The organism is Pseudomonas sp. 06C 126 (assembly GCF_001855215.1).
Classification (GTDB): domain Bacteria; phylum Pseudomonadota; class Gammaproteobacteria; order Pseudomonadales; family Pseudomonadaceae; genus Aquipseudomonas; species Aquipseudomonas proteolytica.
In genome coordinates, this window is sequence record NZ_MIFU01000066.1 from 50296 (window position 1) to 71459 (window position 21164).

18 protein-coding genes are annotated in these 21164 nt (G+C 60.3%); 5 read left to right on the forward strand and 13 right to left on the reverse strand.

All coding sequences use genetic code 11. The annotated features are described in order from the left end of the window. Positions 1-107: 107 nt before the first annotated feature. Both BHC62_RS07565 and BHC62_RS07570 read left to right on the forward strand, forming a co-directional pair. Positions 108-710, forward strand: a complete 603-nt coding sequence (locus tag BHC62_RS07565; protein ID WP_029299750.1) for a Yip1 family protein — start codon at positions 108-110, stop codon at positions 708-710. Between the two features lie 129 nt (positions 711-839). Continuing rightward, positions 840-1334, forward strand: coding sequence for a SprT family zinc-dependent metalloprotease (locus tag BHC62_RS07570; RefSeq protein ID WP_029299752.1), 495 nt, complete (start codon positions 840-842; stop codon positions 1332-1334). A 115-nt stretch (positions 1335-1449) separates the two neighbouring features. On the opposite strand, the gene BHC62_RS07575 is transcribed toward BHC62_RS07570, so the two are convergent. Both BHC62_RS07575 and BHC62_RS07580 read right to left on the reverse strand, forming a co-directional pair. Then, complete coding sequence (locus BHC62_RS07575) at positions 1450-2631, reverse strand: CaiB/BaiF CoA-transferase family protein (protein WP_070994656.1); 1182 nt, start codon at positions 2629-2631, stop codon at positions 1450-1452. A gap of 150 nt (positions 2632-2781) precedes the next feature. Further along, positions 2782-4113, reverse strand: a complete 1332-nt coding sequence (locus BHC62_RS07580; RefSeq protein WP_029300714.1) for a dicarboxylate/amino acid:cation symporter — start codon at positions 4111-4113, stop codon at positions 2782-2784. Positions 4114-4447: 334 nt separating this feature from the next. Here BHC62_RS07580 and BHC62_RS07585 point away from each other — a divergent pair, with 334 nt between their 5' ends. Further along, entirely contained in the window at positions 4448-5446 is a 999-nt protein-coding gene (locus BHC62_RS07585) for an AraC family transcriptional regulator (RefSeq protein ID WP_029300716.1), read from the forward strand. A gap of 119 nt (positions 5447-5565) precedes the next feature. Here the strand turns inward: BHC62_RS07585 and BHC62_RS07590 are convergent, their stop codons facing one another. Then, positions 5566-6912 carry an ATP-binding protein gene (locus BHC62_RS07590; RefSeq protein ID WP_070994657.1) on the reverse strand — a complete coding sequence of 449 codons (1347 nt, stop codon included), beginning with the start codon at positions 6910-6912 and terminating at the stop codon, positions 5566-5568. Further along, the gene (locus BHC62_RS07595) at positions 6909-7586 is read right to left on the reverse strand and encodes a response regulator transcription factor (protein ID WP_029300720.1); all 678 of its coding nucleotides are present in this window, start codon (positions 7584-7586) and stop codon (positions 6909-6911) included. Before BHC62_RS07595 ends, BHC62_RS07590 begins: the two co-directional genes overlap by 4 nt. A 148-nt stretch (positions 7587-7734) precedes the next feature. On the opposite strand from BHC62_RS07595, the gene BHC62_RS07600 reads away from it, so the two are divergent. Continuing rightward, positions 7735-8451, forward strand: a complete 717-nt coding sequence (locus BHC62_RS07600; RefSeq protein ID WP_070994658.1) for a 4'-phosphopantetheinyl transferase — start codon at positions 7735-7737, stop codon at positions 8449-8451. A 98-nt stretch (positions 8452-8549) separates the two neighbouring features. Here BHC62_RS07600 and BHC62_RS07605 read toward each other — a convergent pair whose 3' ends face one another. Beyond that, positions 8550-10160, reverse strand: a complete 1611-nt coding sequence (locus BHC62_RS07605) for an ATP-binding protein (protein ID WP_070994659.1) — start codon at positions 10158-10160, stop codon at positions 8550-8552. Then, positions 10157-10882, reverse strand: coding sequence for a response regulator (locus tag BHC62_RS07610; RefSeq protein ID WP_029300726.1), 726 nt, complete (start codon positions 10880-10882; stop codon positions 10157-10159). Before BHC62_RS07610 ends, BHC62_RS07605 begins: the two co-directional genes overlap by 4 nt. An 847-nt stretch (positions 10883-11729) precedes the next feature. On the opposite strand from BHC62_RS07610, the gene BHC62_RS07615 reads away from it, so the two are divergent. After that, a complete protein-coding gene (locus tag BHC62_RS07615; RefSeq protein ID WP_029300728.1) occupies positions 11730-14621 on the forward strand; it encodes a ribonucleoside-diphosphate reductase subunit alpha in 2892 nt (963 codons plus the stop codon). A 94-nt stretch (positions 14622-14715) separates the two neighbouring features. Here the strand turns inward: BHC62_RS07615 and BHC62_RS28545 are convergent, their stop codons facing one another. From BHC62_RS28545 to BHC62_RS07650, 7 genes are all read right to left on the reverse strand, one after another. Continuing rightward, on the reverse strand, positions 14716-15771 hold the full coding sequence (locus tag BHC62_RS28545) for a hypothetical protein (protein ID WP_070994660.1): 1056 nt from the start codon (positions 15769-15771) through the stop codon (positions 14716-14718). 216 nt (positions 15772-15987) lie between these two features. Continuing rightward, positions 15988-17307: a flagellar hook protein FlgE gene (gene flgE, locus BHC62_RS07625; RefSeq protein WP_070994661.1), complete on the reverse strand. Its 1320-nt coding sequence runs from the start codon at positions 17305-17307 to the stop codon at positions 15988-15990. 31 nt (positions 17308-17338) lie between these two features. After that, complete coding sequence (flgD, locus tag BHC62_RS07630) at positions 17339-18070, reverse strand: flagellar hook assembly protein FlgD (protein WP_029294490.1); 732 nt, start codon at positions 18068-18070, stop codon at positions 17339-17341. A gap of 16 nt (positions 18071-18086) precedes the next feature. Continuing rightward, positions 18087-18530 carry a flagellar basal body rod protein FlgC gene (gene flgC, locus BHC62_RS07635; protein WP_029294486.1) on the reverse strand — a complete coding sequence of 148 codons (444 nt, stop codon included), beginning with the start codon at positions 18528-18530 and terminating at the stop codon, positions 18087-18089. Between the two features lie 3 nt (positions 18531-18533). Then, positions 18534-18941: a flagellar basal body rod protein FlgB gene (gene flgB, locus BHC62_RS07640; protein ID WP_057439685.1), complete on the reverse strand. Its 408-nt coding sequence runs from the start codon at positions 18939-18941 to the stop codon at positions 18534-18536. Positions 18942-19283: 342 nt separating this feature from the next. Beyond that, positions 19284-20111 (reverse strand): protein-glutamate O-methyltransferase CheR, encoded by an 828-nt coding sequence (cheR, locus tag BHC62_RS07645; protein ID WP_029294484.1) that lies wholly within the window; start codon positions 20109-20111, stop codon positions 19284-19286. A 43-nt stretch (positions 20112-20154) separates the two neighbouring features. Continuing rightward, a complete protein-coding gene (locus tag BHC62_RS07650; protein WP_029294483.1) occupies positions 20155-21087 on the reverse strand; it encodes a chemotaxis protein CheV in 933 nt (310 codons plus the stop codon). Between the last annotated feature and the right edge of the window lie 77 nt (positions 21088-21164).

Sequence of the window (21164 nt, forward strand, 5' to 3'; positions counted from 1 at the left end):
TCCTATACTGCGACTTGAGGTCGCACATATATCCAGACCTTTCAGGCCACTTGGCCGGCGGGCGCTCCGCTTGGGGGGCGATGGTAATAACGACAGGAGTGACTGGCATGATCCATCACGTCGTGGGGCTTTTCACCCATCCCGACCAGGAATGGCGGGAAATTCGTGGCGATAAAGAAGAAAGCATCGGCCACATGTACCTCACTCACACGCTGATTCTCGCGGCGATCCCCGCCATATCGGCTTTTATCGGCACCACCCAGGTTGGCTGGGTCATCGGCAATCGCTCCCCGGTCATGCTGACCCAGGACAGTGCGTTGTGGATGACCATCATGTCGTACCTGGCGATGCTCGGCGGCGTCGCGGTGATGGGCGCCTTCATTCACTGGATGGCGCGCACCTATGACGCCAATCCAAGCATGGCGCGCTGCGTCGCGTTCGCCACCTACACCGCCACGCCGCTATTTATCGGCGGGCTGGCGGCGTTGTATCCACATATGTGGCTGGGCATGGTGGTGGGCACGGCGGCGATTTGCTACACCGTCTACCTGCTGTACGTGGGGTTGCCGACCTTCATGAGCATCGACCCGGACGAAGGCTTCCTGTTTTCCAGCTCGGTGCTCGCGGTAGGCCTGGTGGTACTGGTGGCGATCATGGCCTTTACCGTGATTGTCTGGGGCCTGGGCGTGGGGCCGATCTACACCAACTGACGCGCTTTCAACCGCAGGAAAAGCCACCGCAAGGTGGCTTTGTGCGTTATGCATGACCATTCGGCGCCTGACAGATTCGGAAATACCCTTGGATGCGGCATACTGGACGTCTCTGGAGATATGTACAGCATGCCCGAGCAACTCAATACCCGCGTCGAAGATTGTTTCCTGCAAGCCGAATCCTTTTTCAAACGAAGTTTCAAACGCCCCCAGGTCAGCCTCAAGCTGCGTGGGCAGAAAGCCGGTGTCGCGCATTTGCACGAGAACCTGCTGCGCTTCAACCCCCAGTTGTACCGAGAAAACAGCCAACACTTCCTCAAACAGACGGTGGCCCACGAAGTGGCGCACCTGATCGCCCACCAATTGTTCGGCGAGCGCATCCAGCCCCATGGCGAGGAATGGCAACTGATCATGCGCGGGGTCTACGAACTGCCGCCTGATCGGTGCCACACCTATGAGATCCAGCGACGGCGCGTGACCCGTTATATCTACCGGTGCCCGTGTGCCGACAGTGACTTTGCGTTCTCGGCCCAGCGCCATGGGTTGGTGAACCAGGGGCGGCGGTATTTGTGCCGGCGCTGTCGAGAGACGTTGGTGTTTACTGGGGAGACGCGGGTGGAGTGAGGTTTTGGGGTGCCTGTTCTGGCCCCATCGCGGGCAAGCCCGCTCCCACATTCTGAATGTATTCACAAATCAAAATGTGAGAGCGGGCTTGCCCGCGATGGGGCCAGAACAGCCACTACCCCACCACCTTGGCCCCCCGCAGTTCGGCAATCCGCTGAAGACTGAAACCCAACTCCCCCAACACCTCATCACTGTGCGCCCCCACCGCCCCCCCAATATGCCTCGGCGCCGGCAACCCCTCGGAAAACTTCAGCGGGCACGCCATCTGCGCCTGGAACGAACCATCCCCGCGGGGCACCTGGCTCACCAGCTCCCGGGCCTGTAACTGCGGGTGTTCAAGGGCTTCGCCCAAACTGAGGACCGGTTCCACGCAGGCATCCACCCCAGCGAACAACGCACACAGCGCCTCAAAACTGTGCCGTTCAAACTCGACCTGCAATGCCTGCTTGAGTGCCTTTTGCTGCTCGGGCTTGGGCGACAACCCCAGGGCCGCCAGTTCCGGGCGCCCCAGCGCGCCACACAGTTGCTGCATAAACCCTGGTTCCAGGCTGCCCACCGACAGCCAGCGGCCGTCCCGCGAGCGGTAGTAATCGTAGAAGCTGCCGCCATTGAGCACCTGGTCTTCGCGCCCGGGCTCCACGCCACAGGCCAGGTAGGCCGCGCCGGCCATGGCGTTGAGGCTGAAGGCGCAGTCGGTCATGCTCACATCCAGGTACTGGCCCACCCCGCTGTGCTGCCGGGCAATCACCGCCGCGAGCAGGCCGACCACGGCGTGCAACGAGCCACCGCCCACATCGGCCAATTGCACGCCGAGGGGCAGCGGGCCGCTGTCCTCACGCCCGGTGTAGCTGGCGACGCCAGACAGTGCCAGGTAATTGATGTCATGCCCGGCGCGATCCTTGTAGGGGCCCGTCTGGCCGTAGCCGGTGATGGACACATAGATCAGCTTCGGGTTGATCGCCTTCAGCGCCTCATAACCCAAGCCCAGGCGCTCCATGACCCCGGGGCGGAACTGCTCCAGCACGATGTCGTAGTCGGCCACCAGTTGCCGCACGATCTCCAGCGCCTCGGGCTGCTTGAGGTCCAGGGCCAGGCTGCGCTTGTTGCGGTTGAGGTAGGCATGGCTGGCCGACACGCCACGGTCGTGGGGCGGCAACACGCGCAACAGGTCCATGCGCGTCGGGGATTCGATGCGCAGTACCTCGGCGCCCATGTCCGCCAACAGCAACGAGGCAAAAGGCCCCGGCAACAAGGTCGAGAAATCCAGCACTTTGAGGGACGCCAAGGGGCCTGACATGGGAGCTCCGATTCCAGTTCGATGGGGCACAGAGTAGTCAGCCTTGGGCGCCAGCGGCAATTACCGTAACCATCATCGACAGTGACCGTTGTGCTCGTGCGCCCATAAAAAAACCCATCCGAAGATGGGTTTTTTAGTGTGCCTCAGCGTTTACTTGATCGCTGGCGCCGGGCCTTCGGCTACGCCCAGGTCATCCAGTTCGCGGGTTTCGGAGATACCGGTACCGCCGGAAGCCAGCTCGCTTTGCAGCTTGTCGGTGTCCAGTTCCTTGACCCACTTGGCAACGACGATGGTTGCTACGGCGTTACCCACCAGGTTGGTCAGGGCGCGGGCTTCGGACATGAAGCGGTCGATGCCGAGGATCAGCGCCAGGCCGGCAACCGGCAGGTGGCCAACAGCCGACAAGGTTGCGGCCAGTACGATGAAACCACTGCCGGTCACGCCTGCAGCGCCTTTGGAGGACAGCAACAGCACCAGCAACAGGGTGATCTGGTGGGTGATGTCCATGTGGGTGTCAGTCGCCTGGGCGATGAACACGGCAGCCATGGTCAGGTAGATCGAAGTACCGTCGAGGTTGAAGGAGTAGCCAGTCGGGATAACCAGGCCAACCACCGACTTCTTCGCGCCCAGGCGTTCCATCTTGATCAGCATGCGCGGCAGTGCGGATTCAGAGGAGGAAGTACCCAGTACGATCAGCAGTTCTTCACGGATGTAGCGCACCAGTTTCAGGACGCTGAAGCCGTGGGCGCGGCAGATGCCACCCAGTACTACCAGCACGAACAGGATGCAGGTGATGTAGAAGCAGATCATCAACTGGCCCAGTTGCACCAGCGAGCCAACACCGTAGGCACCGATGGTGAACGCCATGGCGCCCAGGGCACCGATTGGCGCGAGCTTCATGATCATGTTGATGATGTTGAACATCACGTGGGCGAAGCGATCGATGAAGTCCAGCACCGGCTTGCCATAGGCACCCAGGCGGTGCAGGGCGAAACCGAAGATCACCGAGAACATCAGCACTTGCAGGATATCGCCGTTGGCGAAGGCGCCGACGATGGTGTTCGGGATCACGTTGAGGATAAAGCCGACGATGCTCTGGTCTTTACCGGCGGTGACATAAGCAGCCACTTTCGAAGCGTCCAGGGTGGCGACGTCGATGTGCATGCCAGCACCTGGCTGTACCACGTTGACCACGACCAGGCCGATCAACAGGGCGATGGTGGAGACGATTTCGAAGTACAGCAGCGCGTAGCCGCCGGTCTTGCCCACCGACTTCATGCTCTGCATGCCGGCGATGCCGCTGACAACGGTACAGAAGATGATCGGGGCGATGACCATTTTGATCAGCTTGATAAAGCCGTCACCCAATGGCTTGAGGGCCACACCGGTCTGCGGGTAGAAGTGACCGAGCAGGATACCGATAACGATGGCAACGATTACCTGGAAGTACAGGGTTTTGTAGAACGGCTGACGAGTCGTCATTGCAAAGTTTCCTCAAGAGTCCCGTGGGGCAAATATCCGCCATTGCCCACGACACTTGAATTGCGAACCCTCCTGCACTGGAGGGATTTGTTTTGGCGATCTGCTGGCTGGCAGGTCTGTACTCCTTATCGCAAACCGCGTGCCACTTTCCTGAAAAACCCTGTAACCCTTGGCTCATGGGGGCTGACGGAAATTCATGGCTGTTTCAGAGGGGGCCGCAGGTGGCGGATATCCGCCCACCCGCCCAATCTCGTCCTACAATTTGGCGGATATCCGCCTTGTCCAGCCCAGACATGATGGCTACCATCGGCCACTCAATGGACGAGGCCCCTGCATGCGCGAACGCACCATCGCCAGTCATTACGCCCGCGCTGCCTTGGGCGGTGCGCACCGGGCCGGGTACGACTGCTCGACGCTGCTGCAGCAACTGGGCATTACCCCGCAATTGCTGGCAGAGCCCCGCGCACGCATCGCGCCGGAGCAGTTCACGCAGCTGTTGCAGAGGCTGTGGCTGGCCCTGGATGACGAGTACCTGGGTTTCGCCGATGGGCCGAGCAAGCGTGGGACCTTCGCCATGATGTGCCACGCGCTGATTCACTGCCGCACCCTGGAGAAGGCGCTGGAGCGCGGCCTGTTGTTCTATAGCCTGTTCCCCCAGGGGCCGCGCTGGCGCCTGAGCCGCGAAGGCGATATGGCCTGCCTGAGCCTGGATGACTCGCAACTGTGGGACCCGGATCACTTTCTGAGCGAGTCCCTGCTGGTGATCTGGCATCGCCTCGGCAGTTGGTTGATTGGCCAGCGTATCCGCCTGGAGCAAGCGACGTTCAGCTACCCGGCGCCGGCCCATGCCAGTGAGTACGACCTGCTGTTCCCTTGCCCCCTGGTGTTCAGCGCAGCCCGCAGCAGCCTGGTGTTCCATAGCCGCTACCTGAGCCTGCCGCTGCTGCAGGACGAGCGCACCCTCAAGCATTTCCTCGAACGCTCCCCCGCCGACCTGCTGTCGCGACCGGACGAAGGCGACAGCCTGAGCAGCCAGTTGCGGCGCCTGTTAAGCCGCGACCGCACACCCTGGCCCGACCTGGAAGCCGTGGCGCAGCACCTGCACATCAGCCCACAGACCCTGCGCCGGCATTTGCGTGAGGAAGGCACCAGCTTCCAGGCACTCAAGGATGAGCTGCGGCGGGATATTGCGATTTTTCATTTGGGGCGGGCGGATCTGTCGTTGCAGGAGATTGCCGAGCAGTTGGGGTTTTCCGAGCCGTCGGCGTTTCACCGAGCGTTCAAGAAGTGGACGGGGGTGACGCCGGGGGCTTATCGAGCGCAGGAGAGTTGAGGATGTATTGTTTGGACGGGCGCCATCGCAGGCAAGCCAGCTCCCACATTTGACTGTATTCACCAATCAAAATGTGGGAGCTGGCTTGCCTGCGATGCGGCCGGTCAATCCAATAAAGATCAAACAGCCGGAAAATGAATCCTGAACGCCGCGCCCCCTAGAGGCGAATCCCCCAGGGTCAACCGTGCGCCGTAGCTTTCAATAATGTCCTTGACCACCGCCAACCCGATCCCCTGCCCCGGATGCTGGCGGTCCAACCGCTCACCGCGCTGCAGGATCCGCGCACGTTGGTCGGGAGGCACACCGGGGCCGTCGTCTTCGATGCACAAGCGCACGCCATCGGCACTTTCATCCAGGGTCACGCGCACCTCACTCAGGCACAGGCGGTAGGCGTTTTCCAGCAGGTTGCCGAGCAACTCCAGCAAGGCGCCTTGCTCGATGGGCACGTCGCACTGCTCTGGTAGCGCGAAAGACACGCGCACGCGCTTGTCGCGGTAGACCTTGTCGAGGGTGTCGCACAGGCTTTGCAGCACCGGGCGCAGGCGCACCTGGTGGCGTACCAGGCCGCTTTTACGCAGGCTGGCGCGCTGCAACTGATAGCTGATCTGCTGGCTCATGCGTTCGATCTGCGACTGCAGGACCCGTGCCTGTTCAAGGTCCTGGGGGCGCTGGGCCATGTCTTCACTCACCCCCTGCAACACCGCCAGCGGGGTTTTCAGGCTGTGGGCCAGGTCGTCCAGGGAGTCGCGGTAACGGGTGCGCTGCTCGCGCTCGCTATGGAGCAGGCGGTTGAGGGAACCGGTCAGGCGCAGCAGCTCCCGCGGGTGTTGCTCGCTGAGGCTTTCCCGGGTGCCGCCTTCGATTTCATCCAGCTCCTGGCTCAGCCGGCGCAAGGCCTGCAAGCCCCAGGTCAGGCCGATCCACAGCAGGCTCAGCAGCACCAGCAAGGCGGCGCCAAACCCCAGGTAGAGGTTCTCCCGCAGGCCTTCAAGGGTCACTTGGTATTCGCGCACCGGTTGCAGGGCGACAATACTGAACGCCGCGCTCTTGCCCCCCAGCAGCTTGACCTCGACGTCATAGACGAAGAATTCCTGGCCGTTGGCTTCGCGGATCTTCGCAAACTCGTTGCCGCGCCCGTCGTAGCGCGGCCGGTAGTTGATGTTTTCTTCCCTGGTCGCCCGCGAACGCCAAACCAGATGGCCTTCACGGTCGTAGATATAGCCCAGCAGGCGGCTATCGGTCAGGTTGAAGCGCTCGTCCGGCAACTGCGCCGGCATCAGCAAGCGGTTGTTATCGACCCGCGCGGCAGAGATCAGGGTGGTCACATCGGACGCCAGGCGCTGCTCGATGGAATCCTGCAACGCCAGGCTGAACGCGCCCTGCATCGCCGGTAACAGCCCGAGCATGAACAATACGGCCAAGGTGGTGGCCGCCAGCATCAGGCGCACACGCAGCGAACGAATCAACGGCAGCGCTCGTTAAACATGTAGCCCAGGCCACGCACGGTGTCGATGGGCTTGAACCCGGCCGGGCCTTCGAGCTTGCGACGCAGGCGGCCGACCAGCACTTCGATCACGTTCGGATCACGCTCGTCATCATCGGGATAGAGTTGTTCCATCAACCGATCCTTGGCCACCACTTGCTGGTGATGACGCATCAGGTATTCGAGGATCCGGTACTCATAGGCCGTCAGCGCCAGGGGCTGCTCGTCCAGGGACGCCTGCTTGCGGTTGAGGTCCAGCAGCAAGGGGCCGGCGACGATGGTCGATTGGGTAAAACCGCTGGAGCGGCGCAACAGGGCGTTCATCCGCGCCTCCAGCTCTTCGAACTGGAACGGCTTGACCACATAGTCATCGGCCCCAGCGGCCAGGCCTTCGACCTTGTCCTGCCAGTTGCCGCGCGCGGTGAGGATCAGGATCGGGAAGGTCTTGGCCTGGGCCCGCAGTTGGCGGATCAGGTCCAGGCCGCCCATGCCCGGCAGGCCCAGGTCGATGATCGCCAGGTCATGATTGAATTGCCCGGTCTGGTACAGCGCTTCTTCGGCGTTAGCCACGGCTTCGACCACGTGGCCGCTGTCGCCAAGACGGGTCAGCAGGTGATGGCGCAACAACGCCTCATCTTCGACAACCAGCAATTTCATAACACTCTCCAAGGCCAATCCACCGTCCCGCAGGGAACCATCATAGCGGCCCTGAAGGTATGCTTGCGCAGTTTACGGCGGTTGAACTGAACACAGTCTGAACCGGCGGGCTACCCAGGCAGGTCCCGCCCCGTGCAGAATAGCCGGCATGAACCCGATACCCGCCTGCTGCACCCCACTTGATGACCATTGGCCGCTGCCCGCCACCTTGCCCGGCACGGTGTTCCTGAGCACCCGTTTCGAGCCCAAATTACTCGAACCCGGCGACTTCCAGCGCTGCGCCGTGCCGCCGCCGGCCAGTATCCAACGCTCGGTGGCCAAGCGGCAGGCGGAGTTTCTGGCGGGCCGGCTGTGCGCCCGCAGCGCCTTGCAACAGCTAGAAGGCCTGGACTTTATCCCCGCCATCGGTGAGGACCGCGCCCCGGTGTGGCCCTCGCATATCAGCGGCTCGATCACCCATAGCACCGGGCATGCCGCCGCCATCGTCGGCCACAAGGCCCAGTGGCGCGGGCTGGGCATGGACCTGGAAAACCTATTGCCCCTTGAGCGGGCCGAGCGCCTGGCCGGGGAAATCCTTACTCCGGATGAGATGCAACGCATGGCCACAGGGCCAAGGGAGCAGGTTGCGCAACTGGTGACCCTGACGTTTTCGGCCAAGGAGAGTCTGTTCAAGGCGCTCTACCCGATTGTGCAGAAGCGTTTCTACTTTGAGCATGCCGAGGTGGTGGAGTGGTCCGATTCGGGATTTTTGCGCTTGCGATTGCTGACGGATTTGTCCAGTGAGTGGTGTTATGGCAAGGAGCTGGAGGGGCAGTTTGCGGTGGATGACGGGCAGTTGTTGAGCCTCGTGGCCATCGGTGCCTGATATAGCGCTATCGCCGGCAAGCCAGCTCCTACAGTTGACCGAGTACATCCTTTGGAATGCAGTCAACTGTGGGAGCTGGCTTGCCTGCGATGACCACCTCAAGTCTTGTCCTGATCCCGCGGCCAGCTCAGGCTGAAACACGCCCCGCCCAGGTTGTTGCTCTTGCTGATCAATGCCCGGCCGCCGTGCCAGTAGATAATCCGCCGCACAATCGACAAACCCAGGCCATGCCCACCCGAGGCGCGTGTACGGCTGTCATCAAGGCGCAGGAATGGGGTAAAGATCCGCTCCCAGGCGCTTTCCGGCACGCCTGGGCCATCGTCTTCGACGTCGATACGGCAACGCACCTGCCCCACCTGGTAACTGATCAGCACCCGCGACTGCGCATGGCGCATGGCATTGCTCACCAGGTTTTGCAGGGCGCGGTGCAGGTAGCGCGGCTCGGCGTCGACCCAGGCCGCATCCAGGTGCGCCGATGACAGACACACGCCCCGCGCCACCTCGATCTCTGGCCGCAAGGGTGCCAGCTCGCCGATCACCTGGTCGAGCAAGGCACTGAGGTCGACCCGCTGGAAACTCAGGGCCGGCGAACCCTGCTCCAGGCGCGCATAGGTGAGCATTTCATCCACCAGGCCGTCGAGGTCCTGGATATCACTGTCCATGCCTTCCATGTATTTGCGCCGGGCTTCGGGCGTCGCGGCGTCGCCGATCATCTCCAGGCCAAAACGCAGGCGGGCCACCGGGGTGCGTAACTCATGGGACACCGCGCGCACCAGTTCACGCTGAATCGCCAACAGGCGCTGCAAGTGCTCGGCCATGCCGTTGAAGGCCGCCGCCAGGCGCCCTACCGAGTCGGCACCGCGCGCCGGCACCCGCGCTTCCAGGTTGCCCTTGGCGATGCGCGTGGCGGCCGCTTCGAGCCCGCGTAGGCGGCGCTCCAGTTGGCGTACCAGCAAATACACGATCAAGCCGATCAGGGTCAGACCAATCAATGCAATCAGCACCAGCCATTGCGCCGGGTAAGGATTCATCTGGTACAGCGGGCCGATTTCCAGGACCCACGGCGTGCCGACCATGCCGGCAAACACACGGATCGAGTCGCCGCCCTTGCCCAGGGCCATCACCGTGTCGCCTTCGGCCACGCGACGCCGCTGGTCCTCGTCCATGTCCGCTTCGTCGAGCTTGAGCAGGTGCATTTCAAAGCCGAAGCCCTTGGCGTCTTTCAGGTCGGCCAACCGCTGCGGCTGCTCGGCCACTGGAAACCGCACCAGTTCGTCGGCCAGTAAATAAATGGTGGCCCGGGCCAACTGCTCGCTGATCTGCTGCACTTCGCCGGTGAGCAGCAGTTGCTCCTTCTCACTGACCAGGCGCAACACCCGGGCCGCATGGGGCCCGGTCTGCTCCACCAGGACCTGGCCGCGCTGCAGGCGATTGCGCTGGCTCAGGTCCAGGCGGGCATCCGCCACCGTCTGCAATTGCAAGGGAATCCCCAGCAATCGCTCCCACACCGCCAGGGCGCGCTGGCGCTCGATGCTGCTCATCGGCTGCAGGTTGTCGCCCATCAGGGCAAAGGTGCCGTGGGCCAGCCGCTCGCGGTACTGGCCGCTGCGCACCTCATTGAGCAGGTGCAGCGCCAATACGCCAAGCAGGGCCACGAGGATCAGCGCCGCGCACATGCCGCCATAGATACGCAGGAAGATCGAGTTCACGACAGCATATCGGCGGCGGCTTCGGGGACGAACAGGTAGCCTTTGCTGCGAATGGTCTTGATCAGGCGCGGGTGGATGGGGTCGTCGCCGATTTTCGGGCGGATCCGCGAGATGCGTACGTCAATGGAGCGGTCCTGGCCGTCGTAGCCGATACCGCGCAAGGCGGTGAAGATCTCTTCCCGGGACAGGATGCGCCCGGCATTGGCCACCAAGAGCCACAACAGATCGAATTCGGCGCTGGTCAGTTCGATGCCGCCATCGTGCAGCCAGGCTTCGCGCAAGGCGTTGTCGACCACCAGGGGGCCGAATTGCAGGCGCCGCTGTTTTTCCGGGGCGGCAGGCTCGGCGCTTTCGCTGCGCCGCAACAGCGCCTGGATCCGCGCCAGCAGCAGGCGCGGGCGCACCGGCTTGCACACATAGTCATCGGCCCCCATGTCCAGGCCCAGAACCTGGTCCATGTCGTCGGTACGCGCGGTGAGCATCAGGATTACCCCGTCGTAGCGCTCGCGCACCTTGCGGCAGATGCTCAGGCCGTCTTCGCCGGGCAGCATCAGGTCGAGGATTACCAGGTCCGGCTGCTCGGCAATGATCCGCGCCACCGCCAGGGCTCCGTCGCCCTCGATGGAGACCCGCAGGCCGTTGCTTTCCAGGTAGTCACGGGTCAACTCAGCCAGCCGCTGGTCGTCCTCGACAATCAGTACCTGCCAGGCTTCTTGCTCCACGGGTGGTCCTCGTTTTTATAAGGGATTTGTCAGGACTGCGCAGGTTCAAATGTTGGAGCGGGCTTGCCCGCGATAGCAGTGTGTCAGGCAACATACCTACTGCTGATCCACCGTTATCGCGGGCAAGCCCGCTCCCACATTTTGATCTTCGCCAGCCGTACCAAATTTGTCATGCATAAAGGGCATAACAGTGTAGGAATAAAGGCCGATTGTAGCCATGGCCTGACCCTGCAACACAAGCCAGGAAATGCATTCGGTGATCGCGATTTTTTGTGATAGGGTTCGCGCCCGCAAAAATCCAACCGGGTGTTTTCAGCTTGGAATATTCGGTGACAAACGGTGCGATGCAGCAGTACTGCGGCCTACACGGCGGTTCCACCTTTCATACACATTTTACCCACAGCGTTATCCACAGGTAGTGCGTTGCTAAGCCCCCCAAAACGCATTATCTTGTACCTCGTCGCAAAAAAAACCCTACATGTAGGGTTTCAAGCGACAAGACCAAACACAAATCAGACAAGAAACTCAAGTGCTTTCTTGCTCCTGTTTGGTGGAACTTAAACCTTTTTCGAAAGCCCAAACCGCGCACGCGGATGGCTGCTGTTTTCAAGCCCCATCGGGAGAAAGCGGTACGGGTGTTGCAATACAAACGACACCCACACAGGAATACGGTAAAGAGCCCAGGGCTTGGAACCGAAGACTTCGGCATGGAAGCGGCGCGAACAGCTCCCTTCCTCCTGTCCCGAGGTTGTTATGCCAGGCCAAGGCCTGTTGTAAGTGCTTCAGGACGGAACGGTGGGCACCGTGATGGTGCCCAAATAAATATAGAATGTGGAGACAACCCCCCATGCAAACCGACACAACTCGCGAGAACCCGCAAGGCTCCGTGCCGCAGGGCGCTGATTCGAATATGGATCTGTCCGCCACCGCGCCCGGCCAATTGCGCGTGATCAAGCGTAACGGCACTGTCGTTCCTTACACCGACGACAAAATCACCGTCGCTATCACCAAAGCGTTTCTTGCAGTTGAAGGCGGCACCGCTGCCGCTTCGTCGCGTATCCACGACACCGTTGCCCGCCTGACCGAACAAGTCACCGCGACCTTCAAGCGTCGCATGCCTTCGGGCGGCACCATCCACATCGAAGAAATCCAGGACCAGGTCGAACTGGCCCTGATGCGCGCCGGCGAGCAGAAAGTGGCCCGCGACTACGTGATCTACCGCGACTCGCGCGCCAAGGAACGTGCCGTACACGCACCGTCCGCCGAAGCCGTGCAAGCCCACCCGTCGATCCGCATTACCTTGGCTGATGGTTCGTTCGCGCCGCTGGACCTGGGCCGCCTGAACACCATCATCACCGAAGCCTGCGAAGGCCTGGAAGAAGTCGACGGCGACCTGATCCAGCGTGAAACCCTGAAGAACCTGTACGACGGCGTGGCCCTGACCGACGTCAACACCGCCCTGGTGATGACCGCCCGTACCCTGGTTGAGCGTGAGCCGAACTACTCGTTCGTGACCGCGCGCCTACTGATGGACACCCTGCGTGCCGAAGGCCTGGGGTTCCTGGGCGTGGCCGATAGCGCCACCCACCACGAAATGGCCGACCTGTACGCCAAGGCCCTGCCTGCCTACATCGCCAAGGGTATCGAATTCGAATTGCTGAACCCGATCCTGGCCACCTTCGACCTGGAAAAACTCGGCAAGGCGATCAACCACGAGCGTGACCAGCAGTTCACCTACCTGGGCCTGCAGACCCTGTACGACCGTTACTTCATCCACAAGGACGGGATCCGTTTCGAACTGCCGCAGGTGTTCTTCATGCGTGTGGCCATGGGCCTGGCGATCGAAGAGAAGCACAAAGAAGACCGTGCCATCGAGTTCTACAACCTGCTGTCGTCCTTCGACTACATGTCGTCGACTCCGACCCTGTTCAACGCCGGCACCCTGCGTCCACAGCTGTCGAGCTGCTACCTGACCACCGTGCCGGATGACCTGTCGGGCATCTACCACGCGATCCACGACAACGCCATGCTGTCCAAATTCGCTGGCGGCCTGGGCAACGACTGGACGCCGGTCCGTGCACTGGGTTCGTACATCAAGGGCACCAACGGCAAGTCCCAGGGCGTTGTGCCGTTCCTCAAAGTCGTGAACGACACCGCTGTCGCGGTCAACCAGGGTGGCAAGCGCAAAGGCGCTGTGTGTGCCTACCTGGAAACCTGGCACATGGACATTGAAGAGTTCATCGAGCTGCGCAAGAACACCGGTGATGACCGTCGTCGTACCCACGACATGAACACCGCCAACTGGATCCCTGACCTGTTCATGAAGCGCGTCTTCGATGACGGCCCGTGGACCCTGTTCTCGCCATCGGAAGTGCCAGACCTGCACGACCTGACCGGCAAGGCCTTCGAAGAGCGCTACGAGTACTACGAAGCCCTGTCCCAGTACCCAGGCAAGATCAAGCTGTTCAAGACCATCCAGGCCAAAGACCTGTGGCGCAAAATGCTGTCCATGCTGTTTGAAACCGGCCACCCATGGCTGACCTTCAAGGACCCGTGCAACCTGCGCAGCCCGCAGCAGCACGTGGGCGTGGTCCACAGCTCGAACCTGTGCACCGAGATCACCTTGAACACCAACAAGGACGAGATCGCCGTTTGCAACCTGGGCTCGATCAACCTGCCGAACCACATCGTCAACGGCAAGCTGGACACCGCCAAGCTGGAACGCACTGTCAACACCGCCGTTCGCATGCTCGATAACGTTATCGACATCAACTACTACTCGGTGCCACAGGCGCAGAACTCCAACTTCAAGCACCGTCCGGTCGGCCTGGGCATCATGGGCTTCCAGGACGCTTTGTACCTGCAGCACATTCCCTACGGTTCGGATGCTGCGGTCGAGTTCGCCGACAAGTCCATGGAAGCGGTCAGCTACTACGCGATCCAGGCTTCCTGCGACCTGGCCGACGAGCGCGGCGCCTACGAGACGTTCCAGGGTTCGCTGTGGTCCAAGGGCATCCTGCCGCTGGACTCGCAACAGATCCTGATCGAAGCCCGTGGCCAGAAGTACATCGATGTTGACCTCAACGAATCCCTGGACTGGGCGCCGGTACGTGCCCGTGTGCAGAAAGGCATTCGTAACTCCAACATCATGGCCATCGCACCGACCGCGACCATCGCCAACATCACTGGCGTGTCGCAGTCGATCGAACCGACCTACCAGAACCTGTATGTGAAATCGAACCTGTCGGGCGAATTCACCGTGATCAACCCGTACCTGGTCCGCGACCTGAAAGCCCGCGGCCTGTGGGACTCGGTGATGATCAACGACCTTAAGTACTACGACGGTTCGGTACAGCAGATCGAGCGCATCCCGCAAGAACTCAAAGAACTCTACGCGACCGCGTTCGAAGTGGACACCAAGTGGATCGTTGACGCCGCCAGCCGTCGTCAGAAGTGGATCGACCAGGCGCAGTCCCTGAACCTGTACATCGCCGGCGCATCGGGCAAGAAGCTCGACGTGACCTACCGCATGGCTTGGTACCGTGGCCTGAAAACCACTTACTACCTCCGTGCCCTGGCCGCGACCAGCACCGAGAAGTCGACCATCAACACCGGCAAGCTGAACGCTGTATCCAGCGGTAACCACGGTGATGATTCGGTTCTCGCAGCGCCGGCCGGCCCAGCGCCAGTGCCTAAAGCCTGCGCGATCGACGAGCCGGATTGCGAAGCCTGCCAGTAAGCTGACAGCACCTTGGGTTTAACCCCCCAAGGATGAAAAGCCCCCGATAGGCCTATGGTGTATCGGGGGTTTTCTTTTGCCGTAGAACCAAAGGTTAAACAAAGCCAAAAGCTATACCCTCTGTTGGATAGCCACCACGCCCTCCCCAAAGTTCCTTCCTGCCATTAACCACGGCCACCGAATGAATATTCGTATCCGCCGTACCGACTGCTCCCCTCGCCAAGTCACTTAAACTCACCTGTTTAACATGATTCTTCAAACCCAGGCGGTCAAAGGCCTCCTTACTCCACTCGCCATCATTTAACGAATCAATAGCCTGTCCGTAACTCATCCCCACCCTGCCGTCGTTATTTTCTTCCTGTGCACGCTTGGCACTTACAGCAAACATAAAGTTGGCATCCGTCATCATTTCCGGATCGTCACCCTTAAAGTTTGCTCCCCTGGCCGCCTGCTTCAACTCATCTCGACTAAGGTGAAGCTTATATCCATCGCGCATTGTCACGTCATAACCGTTACCCGCCTCCTTGACCTCCTTATAAATGTCAGTTGGCTTCTGGCCAAAATGCATCATTGACGCTTTGATCGCAGAGACTGTTCCACAATTACCCTCCTGTCCCTGACTGAATCCACTCCAGATATTTTTGGGCTTTTTTCCTGCGTTTTCGGCACTGGAGTCAGGTCGATAATCGGTATAACCCGCCCCTACTGACAGAGGCTTGTCGCTCATACGCTCAGCACTTCTTTGGCCGCCACCTACATTGGCATTGCCGCCACCACCCCCTCCTCCCCCTCCTCCCCCTCTCCTTCCTCCACCGACACCCGAGCCCCCACCGGCATTCCCAGTACCACCATTTCCCAAGGCTGAATCAGATGCTGGGAACCACTCATCCCGCAGGCGCCTGAGAAACTCAAGAAACGACAGAGGCGTTTCATCCGACTCAATCATTTGATTGAGAATATCCTTGAGTTTTTCATCACTGATCTCCTCGCGCTTTGCATTGAGCTTGTCACGCAGATCGCGAGCCAATTGGGTCTTGGAGGTTTGCTCGGCCTCGAACAACTGGTTGAACAACGTCTTGACCGCCGACACGTCACTGACGGGTTCGATGGGAGCAGGCTCCCGACGCGTAACAGTCGGCACCAAAGCCATGCGCCCATTACCTGGCGCGGACACCCCGGAGTTCCACATTTTCAGCTCCCATTGATCGATGAGCCCCCTGGGCTCTTGCCCCGATCAGTGGTGCGGGCCGATTGAAGCGTTCCTTTCCCAAGCATTTCAGTGCGTAACCCAATGCGGCACCGGTGCTTTTCCTACGCCCACAAAAAAGCCCCTCTGACGAGGGGCTTCTTGTGCAGCGCTAACGCATCAGGTCATCTGAATGATGGTCTGCATGATGGTGCTCTGGGTGGAGATGGTCTTGGCGTTTGCCTGGTAGTTGCTCTGGGCCTTGATCAGGTCCACCAGCTCGTTGGTCAGGTTGACGTTGGAGTTCTCCAGGGAGTTGGCCACGATCGAACCCAGGGTCCCGGCTTCTGGTGCATCGTAGCCAGGCTGGCCCGAAGCGAAGGTTTCTTTCCAGGTGGTGCCACCGGCCGGCTGCAAGCCTTGCTCGTTGTTGAAGCTGGCCAGGGAGATCTGGCCAATGGCCTTGCTCTGCTGGTTGCTGAAGGTGGCGAACAGTACACCGCTGCCGTCGATTTTCAGCCCGGTGATTTCGCCGGTGGCGTAGCCATCGGTGATCGGCGGGTTGCGGTAGCTGGCCGAGTTGTACTGAGTGATATCGGACATGTTGATCGCGATACCGCCCGGGTTGGCCGCCGCCCCGTTGTCAGGGTTCCACACGCCGTTGTCCATGACGCCCGGCTTCCAGTTGCTGATGGTCAGGGTGGTATTGGATACAGTGCTCGGCGGGGTGATGATCCCCTTCAGGGTGCCTGATGTATCGAATGTCACCGTGGAGGCCACCGGGGCAACCGCGCCCGTTCCCTTGACCGGCGTACCGTCAGGGTTACGCCCATCGATCAGGGTGTAGGACTTCCAGGTATTGGAGCCGGTTTTCACCATGTACTGCACCATCTCATGGGCATTGCCTTGAGTGTCATACAAAGTGGTGCCGTACTGCTCGGTAAACGAGCTCGCTACCGTCGGATCAAACGGGCTGGTCGCCTGGTCGATCACCGGCTTGGAGGAGTTCAGGTTGCTGCTGGAGTCAACCTTGGTCGACGCTTTAGGCGGCAAGTTGGACAGGTTGATCCGCAGGTCGGTCAGGCCGCTCTTGGAGATCTTGCCATCTTCATCGGCTGCATAACCCTGCAGGCGCGAGGTGCCGGTGTTGTTGGTGATGTAACCGTCTTTGTTGGCCTGGAACGAGCCATTACGGGTGTACTCCAGCGAACCGTCGCTGCCCTTCTGTACGAAGAAGCCGCCGCCCTGGATGCCCATGTCCAACACGCCACCGCTGCCGTTGACTTCACCCTGGGTGAATTGCTGGGAAACCGCCGCCAGGTTCACGCCGGTACCGATGGTCTTATTGCCTGTGCCTAGGCGGGACGCCGCATAAATGTCGCCGAACTCTGCGCGGGACGACTTGAAGCCGGTGGTCGCGACGTTGGCGATGTTGTTGCCGGTCACGTCCAGTTGTTTGTTGGCCGCATAGAGGCCGCTAAGGCCGATATTAAAAGACATGTTTCTCTCCTCTTGCCGTATTTAGCCGGCTCTATGTACCGATAGTCTGAATTTGCGACAGCTTGATGCTGCCCATGCCGCCAGAAAGATTGAGCAGCATTTCGCCGCCGGTCTGGCTCAAGGTCACGCTGGTGACCGTGGCCGGCAGCGAGGTTTTCAAGGCCACCGGATCACCGGCGTCATTCTTGGTGCTGGCCGCGAAGGTGTAGGTGCCAGAATCAAGCTGCTCGCCCGCTTCGTTCTTGCCGTCCCAGATAAAGTCCGACTTGCCGGCGCTCTGGGCGCCCAGATCGATGGTCTTGACCAGGTTGCCGTCCTTGTCGGTGACCTTGACGGTAACGTTGCCCACCGACGCACCCACGGCGACCGAGCCGGTAAAGCTCTTGCTGGTGTCGACCATGGCCTTGTTGGTTTCAATAATTACCGAACGCCCCACCAGCGACGAGGCTTGCAGCGCCTGCGACGACTTGTAGTTACCGGTGATGGTGTTCACCGAATCGTTCAAGGTGTTGATGCCTTCCAGGCTGCTGAACTGCGCCAGTTGCGCCACGAACGCGCCGTTGTCCTGGGGCGACAGCGGGTTCTGGTTCTTCAGCTGGGTGACCAGCAGTTGCAGGAATGCATCCTTGCCCAGGGACTGGTTGCCCGAGGCCGCCTTGGCGGTATCGGCCAGGTTGCCCTGGCTGGACTTGGCATCCTTGACCTTGGAGTCGAACAGACTCTGGATCGTCGATTGACTCGACACATCGTTAGTGACGGACATTCTTTAGCGCCCCTTATCACTGACCGAGGGTCAGGACCTTCTGCATCATGGCTTTGGCGGTGTTCATCATTTCCGCGTTGGTCTGGAACGAACGACTGGCGGAAATCATGTCTGCCATTTCCTCGACCACGTTGACGTTGGGGTAGTACACGTAGCCCTTTTCGTTCGCGGCAGGATGATTGGGTTCGTAGCGCGCATCGAGGTTGCTCTGGTCTTCGACCACACCCAACACCTGTACGCCCTGGCCGGCAGCATCCTGGCTCTGGAACAACGAGTCGCTGCCGCCGTTCTGACCGGCCTGGAACATGGTGGCGAACACCGGATGCCGGGCGCGGTAGGTCTGGTCGATGCTCGACGAGACCGTCTCGGCGTTGGCAATGTTACTGGCGACCGTGTTCAGACGCGTGGTCTGGGCGCTCATGCCACTACCGGCAATATTGAAAACACTGGATAGAGACATGGCTTACTCTCCGCGCAGGGCTGACATCAGCCCTTTGAATTTGCTGTTGAGCAGGGTGAAGCTGGCCTGGAAGTTCACCGAGTTCTCGGCGTAGTTCGATTGCTCCAACTGCGCATCGACGGTGTTCTGGTCGATCGACGGCTGCATCGGCGTGCGATACATCAGCGACTCATCGCCACTGCTCAGGCCCTGCGCTTCGATATGACGGTTATTGGTCATGTTCAAGGCGAAGGAGCCGTTCTTGGTCTTGTCGCTCTGTGCGGCGAGCACGGCGGCAAAGTCCAGGTCCCGAGCCTTGTAGTTCGGGGTGTCGGCGTTGGCGATGTTGTTAGCCAGGACTTCGGCACGCTGGGCGCGGAAGCCCAGGGCCTGTTCGTGGATACCGAGCGCTTTATCGAAGCTGATGCTCATGGCGGAAACCTTTAGGGGCTGACCTGCTTTTCGTAACAGGGATATAGCAAGCGCCATGCCAGGTTTATCAAGCCCAATAAATCAAGGGGTTAGGTAGAGGTTGCCGCCGGCAATGGCGGAAAAGCGGCAAGCGCTTTCCGCGAAACGTCAGGAAAGCGGCAATGGGGAGTTGCCGCTTTCCAAGGTCTGACACAAAAAAATGTGGGAGCGGCGGTGCGACGGTTCGACTTGCTCGCGAAGGGCGCACTTCAGTGTGTCAGTCAGCTATCAACCAACTTCACTACCGCCTTCGCGAGCAAGCCCGCTCCCACACAAGCCCCACTCCAAATGTTGGGTGAGGTGTTATTTAGCCTGGTAGATAATACCGGGGCTGCACTGCACCATCTGGTAATGGTCCGGCAAGCCGTTCAACGCTTCGGACGCGCCGAGGAACAGATAGCCACCGCGCTTGAGCGTGCCGTGGATGCGCAGCAGGATGTCCTTCTTCACTTCAGCCGAGAAGTAGATCAATACGTTGCGGCAAAACACGATGTCGAACTTGCCGAGGCTGGCGTAGCTGTCCAGCAGGTTGAACGAGCGGAACTCCACACGGCTCTTGATCGGCGCCTTGACCGCCCAGCGCCCGGCGCCCTTGGGGTCGAAGTAACGCTGCAGGCGCTCCTGGGACAGGCCGCGACCCAGGGCGAGGCTGTCGTATTCGCCGGTCTTGCAGTTGGTCAGCATGGTGCCGGACAAATCAGTGGCAACAATTTGCACACCTGCTTTCAACTGGCCCATGTTGGTCCGCTCGAACTCATCGATGGACATCGACAGCGAATAGGGTTCCTGCCCCGATGAACACGCCGCCGACCAGATGCGCAAGCGCTGGCCGGGGCTGGCCTTGATGGCCTCGGGCAATACCTTGTTCTTGAGCACCTCGAAGGGGTAGGTATCACGAAACCACAGGGTTTCGTTGGTGGTCATGGCATCGACCACCATCTCCTTCAACCCGCTGCGCGGTTGACCCTGGATGCGCTGCACCAACTCGCCCAGGGACTTGATGCCCTGCTGTTCCATCAATTTGTTGAGACGGCTTGATACCAGGTATTGCTTGTTTTCACCGAGCAATATGCCACAGGCTTTTTCCAGGAATACCCGGAACTGTTCGAAATCCAAATTACCCGTAGACAATGAAACCGCCTCTTAACTCGTGTGACCGCCAGGGAGAAAGCCCCTAGCCGTGATCTGCAGATTTGATCCGTTCGACGACCCGGGAAGCCAGGTCATCAGGACGGAATTTGGCCAGGAAGTCATCGGCACCGACCTTCTTGACCATTGCCTGGTTGAATACACCGGACAATGAAGTATGCAGGATGATATGCAATTTTTGCATGCGTGGGTCGTTACGTATCTCGGCCGTGAGGGTGTAGCCGTCCATTTCCGGCATCTCGATGTCGGAAATCATCATCAGGAATTCTTCTTCCGGCTTCTTGCCTTCGTCCACCAGCTTGCGCAGATAGTCCAGGGCCTGGCGGCCGTCATTGAGTGCCACTACTTCGACACCAACGGTCTGCAGGCAACGGGACACCTGCTTGCGTGCCACAGAGGAGTCATCCACCGTCAACACCCGCAGGGACACGGCCTTCTGCTGGGTCTGCTCATCCACCACACCCACCGAAATATGCTCCGAAGTCGGCGCCACCTCTGCGAGGATCTTCTCCACGTCGATGATTTCCACCAACTGGTTATCGACCCGCGTCACTGCCGTGAGGTAGTGATCACGCCCGGTGCCCTTGGGTGGTGGATGGATCTCTTCCCAGTTCATGTTGACGATACGTTCCACCGAGCGCACCAGGAAACCCTGGGTCTTGGTGTTGTACTCGGTGATGATCACAAACGGACTCTCGCGGTCCTGCAAACCGGCAGAACCGGTAGCCATCGCCAGGTCAAGAATCGGAATCGTCGAGCCACGGATGTTGGCCACGCCACACACCACCGGGTTGGACTTGGGCATTATGGTGAGTTTGGGGCATTGCAGCACCTCCCGCACCTTGAAGACGTTGATGCCATATAGCTGCTTGCCATCGAGTCGAAACAGCAACAACTCCAGGCGATTCTGCCCTACCAGCTGTGTGCGCTGGTTCACTGAATCCATTACACCCGCCATGCCCAGACTCCTACGCTACAAAACTTACGGGTACGACGCGCACCCAACACGAAACGGCACGCGCTTTGCTTTTTATT

Coding starts and splice junctions, on each gene's coding strand:
- BHC62_RS07565 (WP_029299750.1), top strand. CDS start 108: ATGATCCATCACGTCGTGGGGCTTTTCACCCATCCCGACCAGGAATGG.
- BHC62_RS07570 (WP_029299752.1), top strand. CDS start 840: ATGCCCGAGCAACTCAATACCCGCGTCGAAGATTGTTTCCTGCAAGCC.
- BHC62_RS07575 (WP_070994656.1), bottom strand. CDS start 2,631: ATGTCAGGCCCCTTGGCGTCCCTCAAAGTGCTGGATTTCTCGACCTTG.
- BHC62_RS07580 (WP_029300714.1), bottom strand. CDS start 4,113: ATGACGACTCGTCAGCCGTTCTACAAAACCCTGTACTTCCAGGTAATC.
- BHC62_RS07585 (WP_029300716.1), top strand. CDS start 4,448: ATGCGCGAACGCACCATCGCCAGTCATTACGCCCGCGCTGCCTTGGGC.
- BHC62_RS07595 (WP_029300720.1), bottom strand. CDS start 7,586: ATGAAATTGCTGGTTGTCGAAGATGAGGCGTTGTTGCGCCATCACCTG.
- BHC62_RS07600 (WP_070994658.1), top strand. CDS start 7,735: ATGAACCCGATACCCGCCTGCTGCACCCCACTTGATGACCATTGGCCG.
- BHC62_RS07615 (WP_029300728.1), top strand. CDS start 11,730: ATGCAAACCGACACAACTCGCGAGAACCCGCAAGGCTCCGTGCCGCAG.
- BHC62_RS28545 (WP_070994660.1), bottom strand. CDS start 15,771: ATGGCTTTGGTGCCGACTGTTACGCGTCGGGAGCCTGCTCCCATCGAA.
- flgE (WP_070994661.1), bottom strand. CDS start 17,307: ATGTCTTTTAATATCGGCCTTAGCGGCCTCTATGCGGCCAACAAACAA.
- flgD (WP_029294490.1), bottom strand. CDS start 18,070: ATGTCCGTCACTAACGATGTGTCGAGTCAATCGACGATCCAGAGTCTG.
- flgC (WP_029294486.1), bottom strand. CDS start 18,530: ATGTCTCTATCCAGTGTTTTCAATATTGCCGGTAGTGGCATGAGCGCC.
- flgB (WP_057439685.1), bottom strand. CDS start 18,941: ATGAGCATCAGCTTCGATAAAGCGCTCGGTATCCACGAACAGGCCCTG.
- BHC62_RS07650 (WP_029294483.1), bottom strand. CDS start 21,087: ATGGCGGGTGTAATGGATTCAGTGAACCAGCGCACACAGCTGGTAGGG.